We start from the raw sequence: 16,924 nt of genomic DNA, 5'->3' as shown, positions 1-16,924 counted from the left end.
CGCCTATAGCCATTAGGTCAGCAGCCCAGGGCCCAGGAAACGGGCCTGCCGCTCTTCCAGTATGCGGCTTAAGGGGGGCCACCGCTTCAAGTCGGGGTCAAGGGCCAGGAGCTGTTCTGCCGCTTGGCGGGCCAGGTGCAGCACCTCTTGATCGTCCATGAGGCTGGCCAGGGCAAAATCCGGCAGCCCCGACTGGCGGGTACCCATCACTTCCCCCGGCCCCCGGAAGCGCAGATCCATCTCGGCAATGAAAAACCCGTCGTGGGATTGCTCCAGCACCTTCAGCCGCCGCAGAGCATCTTCTCCTTTGGATCCCGTCATCAAGATGCAATAGGCTTGGTCGGATCCCCGTCCTACCCGCCCCCGCAGTTGGTGCAGTTGGGAGAGCCCAAAGCGCTCCGCATGCTCCACCAGCATCACCGAGGCATTGGGCACATCTACCCCCACCTCCACCACCGTGGTAGAGACCAGAATATCCAGCTCCCGCCGGCGAAAGGCCGCAATGACAGCTTCCTTCTCGCTACTGGTCAAGCGCCCGTGCAGCAGGCCCACCCGAAATTGGGGGAAGACCTTTTCCTGCAGACGCTGGTGTTCCTCAATGGCGGATTTCAGATCCAGCTTCTCCGACTCTTCAATCAACGGCAGCACCACGTAGGCCTGCCGCCCTTGGGCAATTTCCCGCTCGATAAGCCGCATCACCTGCAGGCGATCCCCTGGCCGGGCCACCAGGGTGTGCACGGGCTTGCGCCCCGGCGGCAGCTCGTCAATTTGGGTAACATCCAGATCCCCATGCAGGGCCAGGGTGAGGGTGCGGGGGATGGGGGTGGCGGTCATAGTGAGAACATCGGGGTGATCCCCTTTCTGTTGCAGAGCGGCCCGCTGCTCCACGCCAAAGCGGTGCTGCTCGTCGATGACCACCAAGCCCAGGTTGCGAAACTGCACTGCCGGCTGGATGAGAGCATGGGTGCCCACCACCAAGGGCAATTCCCCAGTCTGCAACTGCCGCAAGATCTCCCGGCGTTTGGCGGGAGGGGTGGAGCCGGTCAACAGTTCGACGGGCACCTGTAGCTGGCTTAGCCATTCCACCAACTTGCGGTAGTGTTGCTCGGCCAAGACCTCGGTGGGAGCCATCAGGGCCGTTTGCCAGCCGGATTGAATGGCTGCCAGCAAAGCCGCCACCGCCACCACGGTTTTGCCGGATCCCACATCCCCTTGGAGCAGGCGGTTCATGGGCAAGGGATCCCGCAGATCCGCTAGGATCTCGTCGATGGCCCGCTGCTGGGCAGCGGTAAGCTGAAAGGGCAGGATTTGGTAGAAGCGATCCAACAGCTCCCCTCTAGCCGGCTGGTAACGAGGTATGGCCTGAGCTTGGGCACGATAGCGGTGTCGCCGCTGCAATAGGCTTAGTTGTAGGTAGAAAAACTCATCGAACACCAGCCGCCGCCGGGCCTGGGCCAGCAGCTCTCGGGTCTCAGGAAAGTGGATCTGCTGCAGGGCAACAGGCAAGTCCAAAAGCTGCAACTGCCGCTTGAGATCCGCCGGCAAGGGATCCTCCACCAAGGCCGCCGCCGGCAAAGCCAGTTGCACCGCCTTGCGCACCAGATCGGCGGGGATCCCTTCCGAGAGAGGGTAGACGGGCAGGATCTTGCCAACCCCAGAACTGTCCTGCAGGCTGCCCTCGCTGGCCAGTACTTCAATTTGGGGGTTGTCCAACGTCAGGCCCAGCCTACCCTTTTTCACCAAGCCACTGGCAGCCACCACCGCTCCCTTGGGGTATTGCCGCTCCAGGGAAGCTTGCCAACTGCGCTGGGCAAACTGCCGCCCGCTGTAGAAGCGGCTGAGGGTAATTACACCACTTTTGTCGGCAATCTTTAGGTTGAAGATGGTCAGCGAGGGATTCTTAGGGCTGGTAAAGCAACTGCAACTTTTCACCGTCCCTACAAGGGTAACGGTCTCCCCCACCTTGGCTTGGCGGATGAGCACCCGCCGGGAATAGTCCAGGTAGTCGCGGGGGAAGTAGTAGAGGGCATCCCGCACGCTGTGTAGGCCCAGTTGTGCCAGTTTCTCCGCTGACTTGGGACCAATGCCTTTGAGAAACTGCAGCGGCTGCTCCAGGCTGAGGCCGGCGGGGAGAGGCGGGGAAATGGGGCTCTGGGAACCCCACCGCTGTTGCGACGAGGCCGCCAGCGGGCTAGGTGGGTGGGAACGAGGGCTCCGCCCCGTTGGTGCGAACGGTTGGGGCTGCTCTTGCTGACGTCGGACTCGCTCCAGCCAGCGGCGAGTTTCGGCCACCAGGTGCTGGCGTTCGGGCAGCTCCAGCTCGGAATACAGGGTATAGCGGGATCCCAGTTCTTTCCATCGCCGCCGGTCATCTCCATTCAGCACCCAGTCAGAGGGGGGATCCTGTCCAAACACGCTCCCCACAAACTGAGAGAAGGTCTGCTCTCGCCCCTGGAGATTGGTAAACCCCAACTCTGCTTCCAGAGAAAGGGCGCGCTGGAGCCGCTGTAGATCCACCTGCGTCAAGTTGCTTGGCTGCCGGGAATACTCCTTATCAATTCAACTTTAGCCAACAACGGCAGTACAGCCGAACAAGCACAACAGCGCAAGCCACACTCTCCATGTCTTGATAGAGAAAAAAGCCTGCCTTGTTACTCCGCAACGCTGTCGCGACGGGGCAGGCCAAAGGGATCCCTGGGGATGAGGGGGCTTCAGCTACGGGCCAAGGCGGATCCCAAAAGCAGAGCCATCACTGCCGGCACCAAGGCAATCGCCAGGATGGTGAAAACTTGCGCGTCCGTCATAGCCAACTCCCTAACAGTGGAATTGCACAAAAGTCAGCCCCCTCACTCTACCGTAGCTTGAGGGGTAGCCCTGACATCGAGAAGAAAAGCTCAACATTCTTTACAAAGCAGCCCCTGTCCATCTCGGTTGACCCCAAGTATAAAAGCCGGGGCCTGCACTGCTGGTTTGCGGGTCATGCTACGATGTTGCTTCGCAACGCTGTTGCGACGGCGAAGCAGTCCTTGCCCATTTCTCCTGCGAAGTTCGGTCTTGGCGTCATCATGGTAGCTGCTCCCCAGAGTCTGACCACCCTACGGGATAACCTGGCCATCTTGGCGGAAACGGATCCCTTGGTTTACCGCCTGATCCAGCAAGAGCTCAACCGACAGCGGGATCACCTGGAGATGATCGCCAGCGAGAACTTCACCTCTCCTGCTGTCTTGGCCGCCCAAGGCTCGGTGCTCACCAACAAGTATGCGGAAGGGTTGCCCGGCAAGCGCTACTACGGCGGCTGCGAGTTTATCGACGAGATTGAGCAGTTGGCCATCGACCGCGCCAAGCAACTGTTTGGGGCGGCTCACGCCAACGTGCAACCCCACTCCGGGGCGCAGGCCAATTTTGCTGTTTTCTTGGCCCTGCTGCAGCCGGGGGACACGATCATGGGCATGGATTTGTCTCATGGCGGCCACCTCACCCACGGCTCGCCGGTGAATGTCTCCGGCAAATGGTTCCAGGTGGTGCATTACGGGGTGGATCCCCAAACGGAGCGGATCGATTTCGATCAAGTGCGGGATCTGGCTTTGCAGCATCGGCCTAAGCTGATCATCTGCGGCTACTCCGCCTACCCGCGGGCAATCGACTTTGCTGCTTTCCGCACCATTGCCGATGAGGTGGGAGCTTATCTGCTGGCCGACATTGCCCATATTGCCGGCCTGGTGGCCACCGGACACCACCCCAACCCGGTGCCCCTCTGCGATGTGGTGACCACCACCACCCACAAGACGTTGCGCGGGCCGCGTGGAGGGCTCATTCTCACCCGCGACCCAGAGCTGGGCAAAAAGCTGGATAAGGCGGTGTTCCCCGGCAGTCAAGGGGGGCCGCTGGAGCATGTCATTGCCGGCAAGGCGGTGGCCTTTGGGGAAGCCCTGCAGCCCGGCTTCGCCCAGTACTCGGCGCAGGTGATCGCCAATGCTCAGGCCCTGGCGGGATCCCTGCAGCGGCGGGGCATTCGGCTGGTTTCCGGGGGCACAGACAACCACCTGATGCTGCTGGATCTGCGCTCGGTTTCGGCGGTGCTGGAAAAAGTGGGGGCGGCGGATCCGGTGATGACAGGCAAACGGGCGGATCGGCTAATGGACGAGATCCATATCACCGCCAACAAAAACACCATTCCCTTCGACCCACAGCCGCCTTTCGTGGCCAGCGGACTGCGCCTGGGATCCCCGGCCTTGACCACCCGCGGCCTGGGGCCGGTAGAATTTGAAGAAATTGGGGAGATCATCGCCGATTGTCTGTTTCAGCCTGAGGAGCCTGCTGTGTTGGAAGAGTGTCGCCAGCGGGTAGCCCGGCTCTGTCGCCGTTTCCCCCTCTACCCCCATCTGGGCTAACCGTCTGCGTAGCGGGACAGAGTCCTCGATACATCTCTGCGGCTTGCCATGCCCTACTTGGTCGCGTTCCTTGCTGCTGCCTGTGTGGTTCTGTGGGCAACCCCAATGGTGAAGGCAGTCGGGATCCGCAGTGGCCAGTTGGATTTTCCCGATGAGCGCAAGATCCACCGGCAGCCGATGGTACGCCTGGGGGGGGTTTCCATCTTTTTTGGGAACTTGGTGGCCCTGCTGTTGCTCTGGGGAGCCGGAGCTTTTGGGGGCTTGCGCACCGAGCAGGAGTACGAGATTTGGGGGGTGACAATTGGCGGGGTTTTGTTTTTCTCAATCGGCTTGGCGGACGACCTGTTTCACCTGTCGCCCTTTTCCCGCTTGTTGATGCAATTCGGCGTGGCTGCTGCCGCCTGGGGGGTGGGGGTGCGCATTGAGTTCGTCAACCTGCCCGGGAGAGGGATCTGGCCCTTTCCGGTGTGGTTGAGCCTGCTGATTACCTTGCTCTGGCTGGTGGGGATGGCCAACGCCATCAACTTTATGGATGGGCTGGATGGGCTGGCGGCAGGGGTGTCGGGAATCGCGGCGGTGGTGATGCTGATCGTAACCCTGCTGCTGGATCGACCGGCGGCGGCCATGCTGGCGGCGGCCTTGGCGGGGGCTTGCCTGGGGTTTTTGCGCTACAACTTCAACCCGGCGCAGATCTTCATGGGGGATGGAGGGGCCTATTTTTTGGGCTTTACCCTGGCTGGGATTGGGGTGATCGGGGTGGCCAAGGGGGTGACCACGCTGGCAGTAGCCCTGCCTTTCTTTATCCTGGCGGTGCCGATCCTGGATATGTCCACCGTGATCCTCAAACGGCTGGCCAGGGGGAAGTCGCCTTTCCATCCCGACAAAGGCCACCTGCACCACCGTCTGCTCAAAGCTGGCCTATCCCAGCGGCATTCGGTGCTGCTGATCTATGCCATGACCCTTTGGGGGGGATCCCTGGCTTTGGCTTTGGCGGGCTTGCCGGCAGGAGGCACCTACCTGGGGGGAGCCTCGCTGGTGCTGGGGGGGGTGGCCTGGGGGGCTTGGCAACGGCATCGCCAACGGCGACGAGCTTTGCCCTCGGAGGACAGGCCCGAACAGGGATATGTTGCTTCGCGCCATCACGACCAGGAATGTCAAGAAGATTGAGCCGGGCTTGTTCTCCATCGCTCGCCTGCCTAGACTGGAGCTGTTTTAGCGTTTTAGCTCTGTGTTGCCCCATGCGCCCCACACCTGAGTTGGCGGCTCTCCTGCGCCGCACCGCGGATCGTATCCAATCCCAACACTGGGGCTTCTGGGACTGGGAGTATTGTTGGCGGGACAGCACCCGCTGCAATTGCGGCCTGCTGGTGCGAGAAGCCCTGGGATGGAACCGGCACCAATTGAGCCTGCGCATTCACCGCGGCACCTGGCGCTCCATTGCCCAAACCGCCTACCGAACTGCTGCCCTGGCCCTGCGGGATCCCTGGCAACCGGAAGGGCGCTGCGAGTCCACGGGCCTACGGCTGGGGTACGTGTTTGAGAAAATGGCAGAGCTGGGGTTTGACCAACCGGAAGACTTTGCCGCCCTGGAAGAGCTGAGCCACCCCGTCATCCTGGCCCGCCTGGCAGAAAAAGGTGTGGAGCCGGTACAGCGCGACCAGGCGATCCATGTGGCGCTCTACATGCGGGAACTGGCGGACTGGATTGACGAACAACTGCAGGCCCAGGCTCAGATCAGCCGCTTGAGCCAACCTTTGCCCAAAGCAACAGGGATCCCCGTCCACCAGTCGGTGCACCTTACTTGAGGAACTCAGTTGCCTTCCTCTACCATCACCACATGGGCAGGGATCCCAGGGGGAAGAGCCTTGCAGCCGGACAAAAAGGCCAGCTCGATTAAGAAGGCAAATCCCCCCACTTCAGCACCGCTCTGGGCCACCAATTGGGCGGTGGCGGCGGCTGTGCCCCCGGTGGCAATGACATCATCCACGATCAACACCCGCTCTCCGGGGCGCAGGGCGTGGGCGTGGAGTTGGAGCTGGTCTTGGCCGTATTCCAGGCTGTAGGTCTGGCTGAGCACCGGCGGCGGCAGCTTGCCCGGCTTGCGAACCGGGACAAATCCCAAGCCCAGGTGTTGTGCCAAAGCAGCCCCCAAAATGAACCCCCGCGACTCGATGCCGACCACATAATCTAGGGATCCCATGCCGGTGGTGCCGGCGGCCAACTGTTCAATAGCCGCCCGGAAGCCTGCCGGATCCTGTAGCAGGGGGGTCATATCCCGAAAGAGGATGCCGGGTCTGGGAAAATCGGGCACCAAGCGAATGAGGGCTCGCAGATCCATCCTGTTTTCCTCGCTGGCCAGTGGCTTGCTGTTCGCGCTATTCGGACGGAGTCCTCAAAGGGCACTCCAAGCAACCCATCATACTCGGTTAGCTTGTGGGCAGATGGGATCCCTTTTGGTCAGTCTGGCAACGGGGAAGATTTTCTATAATTGGCAAGGCTGGGGGCCGCGGCTCACCTAGTCGCCCATCTGTAAAATCGGAGATCTCTCATGCGCTACTACATGGCCATCGACTCCAATCCCCTGGCAAGTTTGCCGCTGGCTCTGTTTGGGGTGAGTAGCGAGTCGGCCTATGTCGATCTGCTGCAAGACAAGCTCATTGTGCGGGCGGGCAGCCTGTTCAACGAGACGTTCTCCCTGAGCGAGTTGGGACAAGGGGAGCGCTTCCCCTGGCCTTGGTACTACGGACTGGGCGTGCGCACCGATTTTCAGGGGATCGTTGGCCCGGTAACCAGTGCCCAAGGGGTGATCGCCATTCCACTGGTGCAGGAGAAGCCTCTCTTTATTCCCTTGCTGGGGCCGGTAGGGCTGCAACTGCCCTGCAAAAAGCTGGTCTTCAGCCTCAAAGATCCAGATACCTTCCTGGCCAACTTCAACCAGGGTCGCCCAGAGGTCAACGCCGGCCCGAAGAATGTGGTGATTGATTGACGCTCCTCCCGCTAACGCAAGGCAAGTAGCAGGAGATTCCCCCTTCACCGAGTCTTGACCCGATGCCGTGAAGACATCACGCGAAGCACTGCGACGGATCTGGGTAGAACCGCAGGGATCCCTACAGGTTGCCAACGCAGCTCAGGGTGTGGAGAAGACCCAGGGTACCAGCTCCCACCGTCGTCGAAGGACAGGATCCCCAAAATGCGCGACGGTGAGTTTATTCTGGTCGTTACGCTGGACGCCAAAGGGATCCCTGATGAGTTCAACCCCGCTGCAGCGCACCCCCTTGTTCCCCCTTCATCAAGCTTTGGGGGCGCGATTTGTCCCTTTTGCCGGCTGGGAAATGCCGGTGCAGTATCGGGGAGTGATAGCAGAACATCGATCAGTACGGGAGAGGGTGGGGATATTCGACATTTCCCACATGGGCAAGTTCACCCTCTGGGGGACGGATCTGGGATCCCACCTCAGCCGTCTGGTTCCCAGCGATCTGAGCGCTGTTCCTGTGGGATCCGGTCGGTACACCGTCCTGCTCAATCCACTGGGGGGCATTTTGGATGATGTCATCTTCTACCGGCATCCACCGGAGGGTGAGCTGGAGCACTGGAGCGTGATCGTCAATGCAGCCACCCGGCAGAAAGATTGGGATTGGCTCAACCACCACTTCCAAGGGATCCCCGGAGTTAACCTGCAGGATCACTCCGATGCTCAGGTTCTGTTGGCGGTGCAGGGGCCGGCAGCCGAGGAGGTTCTCCAGCCCTTTTTAGAGGGATCCCTGAAGGCTTTGCGCCGGTTTCAGCACGGTCGGTTTGCCACAGCAGCGGGAACCTCGGGAGAGACTATCTTTGTGGCCCGCACCGGCTACACCGGAGAAGATGGCTTTGAAGTTATGCTCAGCCCCGAAGATGGCATCCGCCTTTGGGAGCAACTGATTCAGGCCGGCGTGCAACCCTGTGGGCTGGGCTGCCGCGATACCCTACGTCTGGAGGCCGCGCTCCATCTCTACGGGCAGGACATGGACGAGAGCACCACTCCCTTGGAAGCCGGCTTGGGCTGGTTGGTGAACAACCCAGAAGACTATATCGGCAAGCCCGCCATCGAAAGCCAACGGGAGCAAGGGATCCCTCGCCAACTGGTGGGGTTTCGCATGTTGGAAAGTGTTCCGCACCCCTATCGCGGACGGGCCATTCCCCGCAGCGGCTATGCCATCTACGCTCCCAACTCCCCTGAGCCGATCGGACAGGTGACCAGCGGCACCCATTCTCCCAGCTTGGGCTATGGCATTGGCTTGGGCTATGTCGCTCCGGCTTGGGCCAAGGTGGGATCCCGGCTGGAAATTGAAATTCGGGGGCAGCGCCAGCCTGCCGAAGTAGTGAAAAAACCTTTCTATCGTGCTCCGCACCGCTGACGGGAACAGGCGCAGGCTCCGGTTAACCCAGGGGGTTGAGCCGTTTGCCGGTCTTGGGAGTGGAGTATTCCTGCTGCAGCCGCCGCAACTTCCGCAAGGCCCGCCGCTCAATTTGTCGGACTCGCTCTCGCGAAAGGCCGATGTGCTCCCCAATTTCCCGCAGCGTTAGGCCCCTCGATCCATCCAGCCCATAGCGAGCCACGATCACCTGTCGTTCTCGTTCGCTCAGTTGGCCCACCAGAGCGCGGACTTCCTCTCGATGGGCAACCTGGGTTAGGTGTTCGACAGGGTCGTTGTCTTCATCTGGGATAAAGTGCTGCAGTTCGGTGCCATCTTCATCCCCTACCCCCACATTCAAAGACCGCATCTCTGCCATGTGGCGGGTGATCAGCTCACGGTAGTTATCGCCGATATCCAGAGAATCAAAAACTTCTTCCGCTTGGGGACGGGATCCCCTTTCGGCAGATAACTCGCGGTAGCGCCGCTTCACCTGGGAGACTTTTTCGTACATGTGGGCCGGCAGACGGATCATCCGCCCCTTGTTCTGGATGCCCCGGTTCACACTTTGCCGGATCCACCAAGTGGCATAGGTGGAGAACTTGTAACCACGGGTGGGATCGAACTTTTCCACGGCGCGGGTGAGGCCGATCGTGCCTTCCTGAATCAAATCCAGAAACGGCAAGCCGCGATTGCGATAGCGCTTAGCAATCGACACCACCAAGCGAAGGTTACACTCCACCATTCGTTTCTTGGCTGCTTCCCCCTGCCGCAGGATCTGCTGCAGCTCTGCCAAGGGGATCCCCAACCGCCGGCTCCAATCTTCCACCGACTCGTGGGGCTGCCGCTGTTCTAGGAGCGCCACCATCCGCTGCACCTGGTGAGCCAAACGGAGTTCTTCTTCAGCGGTGAGCAACGAGTAGCGCCCAATCGTCTTCAAGAAACGCCCCACCGCATCTTGCAAGTCAAGACTTTCCGACATATCAAACCCCACACCATAAATTCATGTCCTGTCAGAATCGCCACTTCTCCTGTTGTTGCATCAAGCCGTCTTCCTGTGTGAAGCTGGCCTTTCTGCAAACAGCACCTTATTCATACCAGCACAAAAGCCCTTTCGTAAAGGCTTTAACTCTAAAAACTTGAGCCAGAATCGAGTGCTTGACTCACTAAATTTATTGAGTCTGGCTCACTAGACTCTATTAGGAGCGTCTAGCTGCCCATTTTGTTGATTAAAAACTCTACTAAAAGGGTTGCCGAGAAATTAACCATTTCATAAGCCTGGATTTAAGGCTTAGGAAAGTTACGAAAGATTGTTCTAAACAATCAACAAGTTTTTGATGCCAAATCAGACTGCTCATAAGCTAAGAAAGCAAATTTTTTCACTCATTTTGTTAGAACTAGAAATGGATATTTCTGTTTGCAGAACTATCGGAAGGGCTTGCTCGGCAGGGAATAGAAAGGTTCATCAGCAGGTTTTTGGAATGCCTTGAGGTGAATTTGGCACGTCATCGCCGACAACCTCAGCCGGAAACAGATGAGGACGGATCCCTGTGGGACGGGTTTTTGCTTCTGCCTCTAAACCTAGTGGAAGTTATCGCCAATACTCGACTTTGGACACTAGATGCAGATCTAAGATTTCTGTATCACCGAACACGCTAGGCGCGGATCCCCGGCATCGGTGCTCTGCACCGCCATCGCCAACGCCGCAGCGCGCACCCACATAACAAGGCAGGTCAGGTCAACCCTGCTCTGAGCAGTCCAGCCGCCATCCAGGCCCAGGTGTGCTGCACTCTTAAGGGAAAAAATGGGAACTCCGTTCCGCTCGCGCGACCCGCTGCGGGATGGTTGACCAAAAAACTGGGTTTAAAGCCCCGCCCTAAGGCCTACGGCCCGCTGACGCGACTAGGGCGGCTTTGTGCTACGCTGCCTGCGACAGCAGGGTAGTCAGCCGCTTTAAAAGCCCAACAGTCTCACGACCGGATACAGCCTCGATAGGTTTTGTGGTTGTTGTTTGCAACGGTGCCTAGGGGCATAAGGACTCTGTCCCGCTGGCGCGAGAGGGAACCGCCCCGCATTCGCATCAGCGGCGCGGAGCGCTTGGGGGAACGCCTGGGGAGAAAGGCCTACGGCCCGCTGCCGCGATGAGCACCGCTGCTTTGGAGGGGCAACCCAAGGCGGTAAGTGCTGCCGCAGAACCAGGAACCAGAATCTCCCGCCTTTAGGCAGGGGGTTATGTCAAATTTCTTCCATAACTGCAAGGGGGATTTATAGTGAGGATCCCAATCTCCATCCGTCAAAGGATTGGATCTGCCATGTCTCACTTCACCACCCTGCAAGTGCAAATCAAAGACGCCGATCTCCTGGAAGAGACCCTGAAGGAATTGGGCTACGCCGTGCAGCGGGATACCAGCCTGCGGGGCTATCTCTGGAACCGCACCCGTGCCGACTTGGTGATCCGGCAAAAGAATGGCTTCGACATCGGGTTTCGCCGCAACGGGGATCACTACGAGCTGGTGGCCGATCTGTGGGGGGCGGGCATCGATCCCAAGACCTTTCTGGAGCCGATCTTGCAGCGCTATGCCCACAAAAGTTTGCTGCGCTCAGCCCGTGAGCAGGGCTATGCCATCGAGGCCGAAGAAGTGCTGGAGGATGGCACCATCCGCGTGGTGGTGGGGCGTTGGGTATAGCTAGGCCCATCGGCATCCGCCCATGGTAGGTAAGCCTCAGCCGGCTGTCAGGACTGACCAGGGATCCCGGCCCCAACCTTGGGATCTGGTGTTGGGGGGGCAAGCGGCAACCGGGAGCGCCCCGGCCCATGCCTTAGTGCTGGGAGGTCTCGAGGGGGCGCGGCGACGACTCGCCCATAGCGATGAAGCCGTGCGCTTAGCCACGCTATCCCAGTTGCTGCAGTACGGGTCGGCGGGCCTGGCCGAACTCATTGCAGCCCTCGCTGGCAACAGCTCTTGGGCGGTGCGGCTGGAAGCTTGGCGGCTGTTGTCTCAGCTAGGCCAGCCGGAGGCAGAACAGGCCTGTTGCACCTACAGCCCCTTTCGCCCGGTGGGGGGAGCGCAAGGGGTGATCGTGGCCTATCGGCGTGGGGAGCGGAACTTTGCCTACGCCGACCTGGAGGGAGTGGATCTGCAAGAGGCGCGGCTAGGGGGCGTTAACCTCTACGAAGCCAATTTGAGAAAGGCCAACCTGCGCCTTTGCAACTTCAACGGCGCCCACCTGCGCCGGGCGGATCTGCGCCAGGCCAATTTGCAAGAGGCCAAGCTAAGCGGCGCCGTCCTCGAAGGAGCCGATCTGCGGGGATCCGACCTCAGAGGGGCCAAGGTCAGCGGCACCAGCCTGCGGGGATCCCAGCTTTCGGAAGAGACCCACCTGGAAGAACGGGTGCGCCACATTTGGCAGTTGCAAAACTGGGGGGGACAGGGGCAAGATTTCTCCGGCCAAGACCTGAGCAAAGCCGATCTGCGAGAACTGGTGCTCTGTCAGATCCGGCTGAGGGGAGCGGATCTGAACCGGGCCGATCTGCGCGGATCCAACCTGGAGGGAGCGGACTTGGGGGGAGCCAACCTACAGCGGGCGGACTTGCGGGGGGCCAACTTGCAAAATGCCGACCTGGAAGGGGCCAATCTCAGCGGCGCCGAGCTGCGTCAGGCCCAGTTTCAGGGGGCTAACCTGCGGCGGGCCGATGTCAGCGGGGCCAACCTAACCCAAGCCAACCTGGAAGGAGCTCAGATCGAAGGGTTAAAGCACAGCGGATCCCGGATTGCCGGCCTGATCTTTCCCGACGGCACCCCGATCAAGCCCTGGTGGTGGTAACAGGTGCCTACCGCTCACCCAATGAGCCAAATCCAAAGGAATCCCAAGATCCCCCGGCAATTGGGCAAACCCGGATCACCATAGGAGTAGAGATACCTATGGGGTACAGCTATGGTTCTGGCAGAACAGCTCTCGACAAAACCGCTCACCGCCGACGAGCTTCGCAAAATGGATGCCTACTGGCGGGCCGCCAACTATCTGTCGGTCGGGCAAATCTATTTGATGGACAACCCGCTGCTGCGAGAACCCCTAAAACTGGAACATGTGAAGCCACGCCTGCTGGGGCACTGGGGCACCACACCCGGGTTGAACTTCATCTACGTGCATCTCAACCGCATCATCAAACGGGAAAACCTCAACATCCTCTACATCACCGGCCCCGGCCACGGTGGCCCTGCTCTGGTGGCCAACACCTACTTGGAAGGCACCTACAGCGAGGTGTATCCCAACATCGGCCAAGACGCCGAAGGCATGCGCAAGCTCTTCAAGCAATTCTCCTTCCCCGGCGGCGTGCCCAGCCACGTGGCTCCGGAAACCCCTGGCTCCATCCACGAGGGGGGAGAACTGGGCTATGCCCTGGCCCACGCCTTTGGGGCTGCCTTTGATAACCCCGATCTGCTGGTGGCCTGTGTGGTGGGGGATGGAGAAGCGGAAACCGGCCCCTTGGCCGCTTCCTGGCATTCCAACAAGTTCCTCAACCCCATCCACGACGGAGCAGTGCTGCCGATTCTGCACCTGAACGGCTACAAGATCGCCAATCCCACCGTTTTGGCCCGCCTCAGCCGTGACGAGCTGCAAAATCTGTTTGTGGGCTACGGCTACAAACCCTACTTTGTGGAAGGCTGCGAGCCGGCAGAGATGCACCAGTTGATGGCCGCCACTTTGGACACGGTGATCCACGAGATCCAAGAAATCCAGCAGCATGCCCGCAGCAAAGGGGATCCCACTCGTCCCCAATGGCCGATGATCATCCTGCGCACCCCCAAAGGCTGGACCGGCCCCAAAGAGGTGGACGGCAAAAAGGTGGAAGATTTCTGGCGCTCCCACCAAGTGCCCCTGGCGGATCTGGCCAAAAAACCGGAGCACCTCAAGGCTCTGGAGGACTGGATGCGCAGCTACAAGCCGGAAGAACTCTTCGATGAAAATGGCCGTCTGCTGCCGGAGCTGCAAGAGCTGGCTCCCAAAGGGGAAAAACGCATGGGCGCTTTGCCCCACGCCAACGGCGGCCTGCTGACGCGGGAGCTGAAAATGCCGGATTTCCGTCGCTACGCCGTGCCTGTCCCCCGCCCCGGCACCACCGAAGCCGAAGCCACCCGAGTTCTGGGGCAATTTCTGCGGGATGTGATGAAGCTCAACCCCCACAACTTCCGCCTCTTTGGCCCCGATGAAACCGCTTCCAACCGCTTGGATGCTGTGTTTGAGGCCAGCGACCGCACCTGGGTAGCTCCCATCTACGATTGCGACGAGCACCTCTCCCCAGATGGACGGGTGATGGAGATCCTCAGCGAGCACGTCTGTCAGGGCTGGCTAGAAGGCTACCTGTTGACCGGGCGACACGGGTTCTTTTCCTGTTACGAAGCCTTCATCCACCTGGTGGACTCGATGTTCAACCAACACGCCAAGTGGCTGAAAACCACCCGGCACATTCCTTGGCGGCGGCCCATCCCTTCCCTCAACTACCTGCTGACTTCCCATGTGTGGCGGCAGGATCACAACGGCTTCAGCCACCAGGATCCCGGCTTTTTGGATCACGTGGTCAACAAAAAGGCCGAAATCATCCGCGTCTACCTGCCCCCGGATACCAATACTTTGCTCTCGGTGGCCGACCACTGTCTGCGCAGTCGCCACTACGTGAACGTGATCGTGGCAGGCAAACAGCCGGCCCTGCAGTACCTGGATATGGATGCGGCCATCAAGCACTGCACCCAGGGCTTGGGCATCTGGGAATGGGCCAGCAACGATCAGGGTTCAGAGCCGGATGTGGTGATGGCCTGCTGCGGCGATGTGCCGACGATGGAAACCCTGGCGGCGGTGGACTTCCTACGGCAGCACCTGCCGGACATCAAGATCCGGGTGGTGAATGTGGTGAACTTGATGAAGCTGCAGCCGCCCAGCGAACACCCCCACGGCATCAGCGATGTGGATTACGCCAGCATCTTCACGCCGGACAAGCCCATCGTGTTTGCCTTCCACGGCTATCCCTGGCTGATTCACCGCCTCACCTACCGTCGCCCCAACCACCACAACTTGCACGTGCGCGGCTACAAGGAGGAGGGCACCACCACCACCCCCTTCGACATGTGTGTCCTCAACGAGGTGGATCGCTTCAGCTTGGCCGATGATGTGTTGGATCGGGTGGAGCGCTTCAAGTACGAGCGGGCCCACATCAAGCAGATCATCCAAGACAAGCTGGTGGAGCACAAACACTACATCCGCGAGCATGGAGAAGATCTGCCGGAGGTGCGCAACTGGAAGTGGCCCTACTGAAGGGATCCCCACCAACTATGGCCATTTCAATTCAAACTGGGACACCGCACCCCCACCGAAAACGTTGGTTCCGTCATCGCGTCGTCCCGCAGTCGCGTCGTCGCGTCAGCGTTGCGGAGCAATAATGCATAGAGCTATGGGGCTTTTCTCCGTAGCCTAGGCATCTCACCATAACCTGAAATCACCATAGCTTTCGCCTCTGAGCTCTGGCAGGATAGAGTTTTCTTGGGCTCTGCCTGCCGGAGTTTTCTGAAGTCTAGAGGTTGAGGGTGTGAGGGGTTCAGAAAGGGTGGATGCGGATACACTTCCCGATCTGGAGGTGGAAGAGACGGAGTGGGGAGGGATGGCGCTCTCGCTGGGGCTGGGTTTGGCCCTCTCGACCCTTGTGATCGGGATCCGCCCCCAGGTGTTTGTTCCTTTTGGATTGAGCGTGTTGGGTTCGGCCCTGCTGGGATCCCTGCTCATCCCCGGATTGCGGCGCTGGAAGGCGGGGCAAGTGATCCGCCAGGAGGGGCCCCAATCCCACCAGAAAAAAGCAGGCACACCCACCATGGGCGGGATCAGCTTTTTGCCCGTGGGGCTGCTGGTGGCGGGGATCTGGAGCGGCTGGGATCCCCATTGGCTGGCCGTCGCGCTGCTCACGCTGGCCTACAGCTTTGTCGGCTGGCTGGACGATTGGCTGGTGATCCGACAGCAATCCAACAAGGGGTTGTCTCCCCAACACAAGCTGTTGCTCCAGGTGGGAGTTGCCCTTGGGTTTTGTGTCTACCTGGCCTGGCAGGGGATCCCGACCAGTCTGACCTTGCCGGGGATAGGCACCCTCTCTCTGGGCTGGCTGTTCTGGCCCTTGGCCCTGTTTGTGTTGGTGGGCACCAATAATGCCGTAAACCTCACCGATGGTATGGACGGCTTGGCGGCAGGGGTGGTGGCCATCCTGCTGATTGGGCTGGGGCTCCTTCACAGGGATCCGGAGCTATCGGTGTTGGCCTTCGCCTTGAGCGGTGCTTGCTTGGGGTTTCTGGTTCACAACCACCACCGGGCGCGGCTGTTCATGGGTGATACCGGATCCCTGGGGTTGGGGGGCGCTCTGGCCGGGTTGGCGCTGCTGGGGGATCAGCTCTGGGCCTTGGCCCTGATGGGGGGAGTGCTGGTGGCAGAGGCGCTGTCGGTGATGCTGCAGGTGGGCTATTTCAAATACACCAAACGCAAAACCGGCACAGGCCAACGGCTGCTGCGCATGTCGCCCTTGCACCACCATCTGGAGCTGGGGGGCTGGTCAGAGGTGCAGGTGGTGGGATTCTTCTACGGGGTAACGGCGCTGCTAGTGGGGCTGGGCTGGGCCTGGTGGCACTGGGCGGGAATTTGAGTTGGCGAGCTGGGGATGCACGGTGATTCCAATGGGGGCCTGACCTCGAAGGGGTCATTCCAAAGCCGACGGAAAGTTGGCCCCGCAGATTTGATCTCCCTCCAGGCATTGTGAGCGTGGTGAACATTCTGCCCAGAGGCAGATCCTCTACAGTCTTGGCACACCGTTCTTAAGAAGCAAGGGTTGCACTATGGATCTAGGCCGCCGTACTGTTCACGCCCTATCTCACCTGCCCCGCCTCTTCAAGCGTAAGCGCGGGATCCCTTTGATGTCGTTGGTATTGGGCATGGCGCTGGCACTGACGACCCTGCTGGGGATGGGATCCCAGGCCCAGAGCCGGTTGGTGGATGTGAAACTTCAACTGAGACCCGTTCAGGAAGGGATCCCGGCTGGATCCCTTCTGTTGTGAGGAAAACGCAAAGATTACTGACCGATGTTTGTTCCCTGTCAAATTTCCAACTGAA

Annotated in this window: 14 protein-coding genes; 10 read left to right on the top strand and 4 right to left on the bottom strand. The window is 60.1% G+C overall.

Annotation, left to right across the window (positions count from 1 at the left end; all coding sequences use genetic code 11):
- Positions 1-12 precede the first annotated feature (12 nt).
- Entirely contained in the window at positions 13-2,517 is a 2,505-nt protein-coding gene (recG, locus tag ACVWYZ_RS06470; RefSeq protein WP_457466566.1) for an ATP-dependent DNA helicase RecG, read from the bottom strand.
- Positions 2,518-2,711: 194 nt separating this feature from the next.
- Positions 2,712-2,804, bottom strand: coding sequence for a photosystem I reaction center subunit XII (gene psaM, locus ACVWYZ_RS06465; RefSeq protein ID WP_011434349.1), 93 nt, complete (start codon positions 2,802-2,804; stop codon positions 2,712-2,714).
- 261 nt (positions 2,805-3,065) lie between these two features.
- Between psaM and glyA the strand changes: the two genes are divergently transcribed.
- The 3 genes from glyA (at position 3,066) to ACVWYZ_RS06450 (ending at position 6,196) form a co-directional block, all read left to right on the top strand.
- On the top strand, positions 3,066-4,391 hold the full coding sequence (gene glyA, locus ACVWYZ_RS06460; RefSeq protein WP_414356572.1) for a serine hydroxymethyltransferase: 1,326 nt from the start codon (positions 3,066-3,068) through the stop codon (positions 4,389-4,391).
- A 48-nt stretch (positions 4,392-4,439) separates the two neighbouring features.
- Positions 4,440-5,558 (top strand): glycosyltransferase family 4 protein, encoded by a 1,119-nt coding sequence (locus ACVWYZ_RS06455; RefSeq protein WP_414356525.1) that lies wholly within the window; start codon positions 4,440-4,442, stop codon positions 5,556-5,558.
- A gap of 71 nt (positions 5,559-5,629) precedes the next feature.
- Entirely contained in the window at positions 5,630-6,196 is a 567-nt protein-coding gene (locus tag ACVWYZ_RS06450; RefSeq protein WP_457466549.1) for a hypothetical protein, read from the top strand.
- A gap of 5 nt (positions 6,197-6,201) precedes the next feature.
- On the opposite strand, the gene ACVWYZ_RS06445 is transcribed toward ACVWYZ_RS06450, so the two are convergent.
- Positions 6,202-6,729 (bottom strand): adenine phosphoribosyltransferase, encoded by a 528-nt coding sequence (locus tag ACVWYZ_RS06445; RefSeq protein ID WP_011434353.1) that lies wholly within the window; start codon positions 6,727-6,729, stop codon positions 6,202-6,204.
- Positions 6,730-6,939: 210 nt separating this feature from the next.
- Here ACVWYZ_RS06445 and ACVWYZ_RS06440 point away from each other — a divergent pair, with 210 nt between their 5' ends.
- Together ACVWYZ_RS06440 and gcvT are read left to right on the top strand one after the other, a co-directional pair.
- On the top strand, positions 6,940-7,377 hold the full coding sequence (locus ACVWYZ_RS06440) for a hypothetical protein (RefSeq protein ID WP_414356521.1): 438 nt from the start codon (positions 6,940-6,942) through the stop codon (positions 7,375-7,377).
- Between the two features lie 259 nt (positions 7,378-7,636).
- Complete coding sequence (gene gcvT / locus ACVWYZ_RS06435) at positions 7,637-8,785, top strand: glycine cleavage system aminomethyltransferase GcvT (protein ID WP_457466548.1); 1,149 nt, start codon at positions 7,637-7,639, stop codon at positions 8,783-8,785.
- A 22-nt stretch (positions 8,786-8,807) separates the two neighbouring features.
- Here gcvT and ACVWYZ_RS06430 read toward each other — a convergent pair whose 3' ends face one another.
- Positions 8,808-9,764, bottom strand: a complete 957-nt coding sequence (locus ACVWYZ_RS06430) for a sigma-70 family RNA polymerase sigma factor (RefSeq protein WP_414375392.1) — start codon at positions 9,762-9,764, stop codon at positions 8,808-8,810.
- Between the two features lie 1,330 nt (positions 9,765-11,094).
- On the opposite strand from ACVWYZ_RS06430, the gene ACVWYZ_RS06425 reads away from it, so the two are divergent.
- The 5 genes from ACVWYZ_RS06425 to ACVWYZ_RS06405 all read left to right on the top strand — a co-directional run bounded on the left by ACVWYZ_RS06425 (position 11,095) and on the right by ACVWYZ_RS06405 (position 16,869).
- The gene (locus ACVWYZ_RS06425) at positions 11,095-11,469 is read left to right on the top strand and encodes a DUF1257 domain-containing protein (protein ID WP_414357757.1); all 375 of its coding nucleotides are present in this window, start codon (positions 11,095-11,097) and stop codon (positions 11,467-11,469) included.
- A gap of 22 nt (positions 11,470-11,491) precedes the next feature.
- The gene (locus ACVWYZ_RS06420) at positions 11,492-12,607 is read left to right on the top strand and encodes a pentapeptide repeat-containing protein (protein WP_457466547.1); all 1,116 of its coding nucleotides are present in this window, start codon (positions 11,492-11,494) and stop codon (positions 12,605-12,607) included.
- A 111-nt stretch (positions 12,608-12,718) separates the two neighbouring features.
- Positions 12,719-15,094: a phosphoketolase family protein gene (locus tag ACVWYZ_RS06415; RefSeq protein WP_414357755.1), complete on the top strand. Its 2,376-nt coding sequence runs from the start codon at positions 12,719-12,721 to the stop codon at positions 15,092-15,094.
- Positions 15,095-15,437: 343 nt separating this feature from the next.
- Entirely contained in the window at positions 15,438-16,460 is a 1,023-nt protein-coding gene (gene mraY / locus ACVWYZ_RS06410) for a phospho-N-acetylmuramoyl-pentapeptide-transferase (protein WP_457466565.1), read from the top strand.
- A gap of 190 nt (positions 16,461-16,650) precedes the next feature.
- Positions 16,651-16,869, top strand: a complete 219-nt coding sequence (locus ACVWYZ_RS06405; protein WP_457466546.1) for a hypothetical protein — start codon at positions 16,651-16,653, stop codon at positions 16,867-16,869.
- The last annotated feature ends 55 nt before the right edge of the window (positions 16,870-16,924 follow it).

This window comes from Thermostichus sp. MS-CIW-37, from assembly GCF_054060065.1.
Note: the sequence above shows the minus strand (reverse complement) of the source record. Positions and strands in the feature narration are given on the sequence as shown.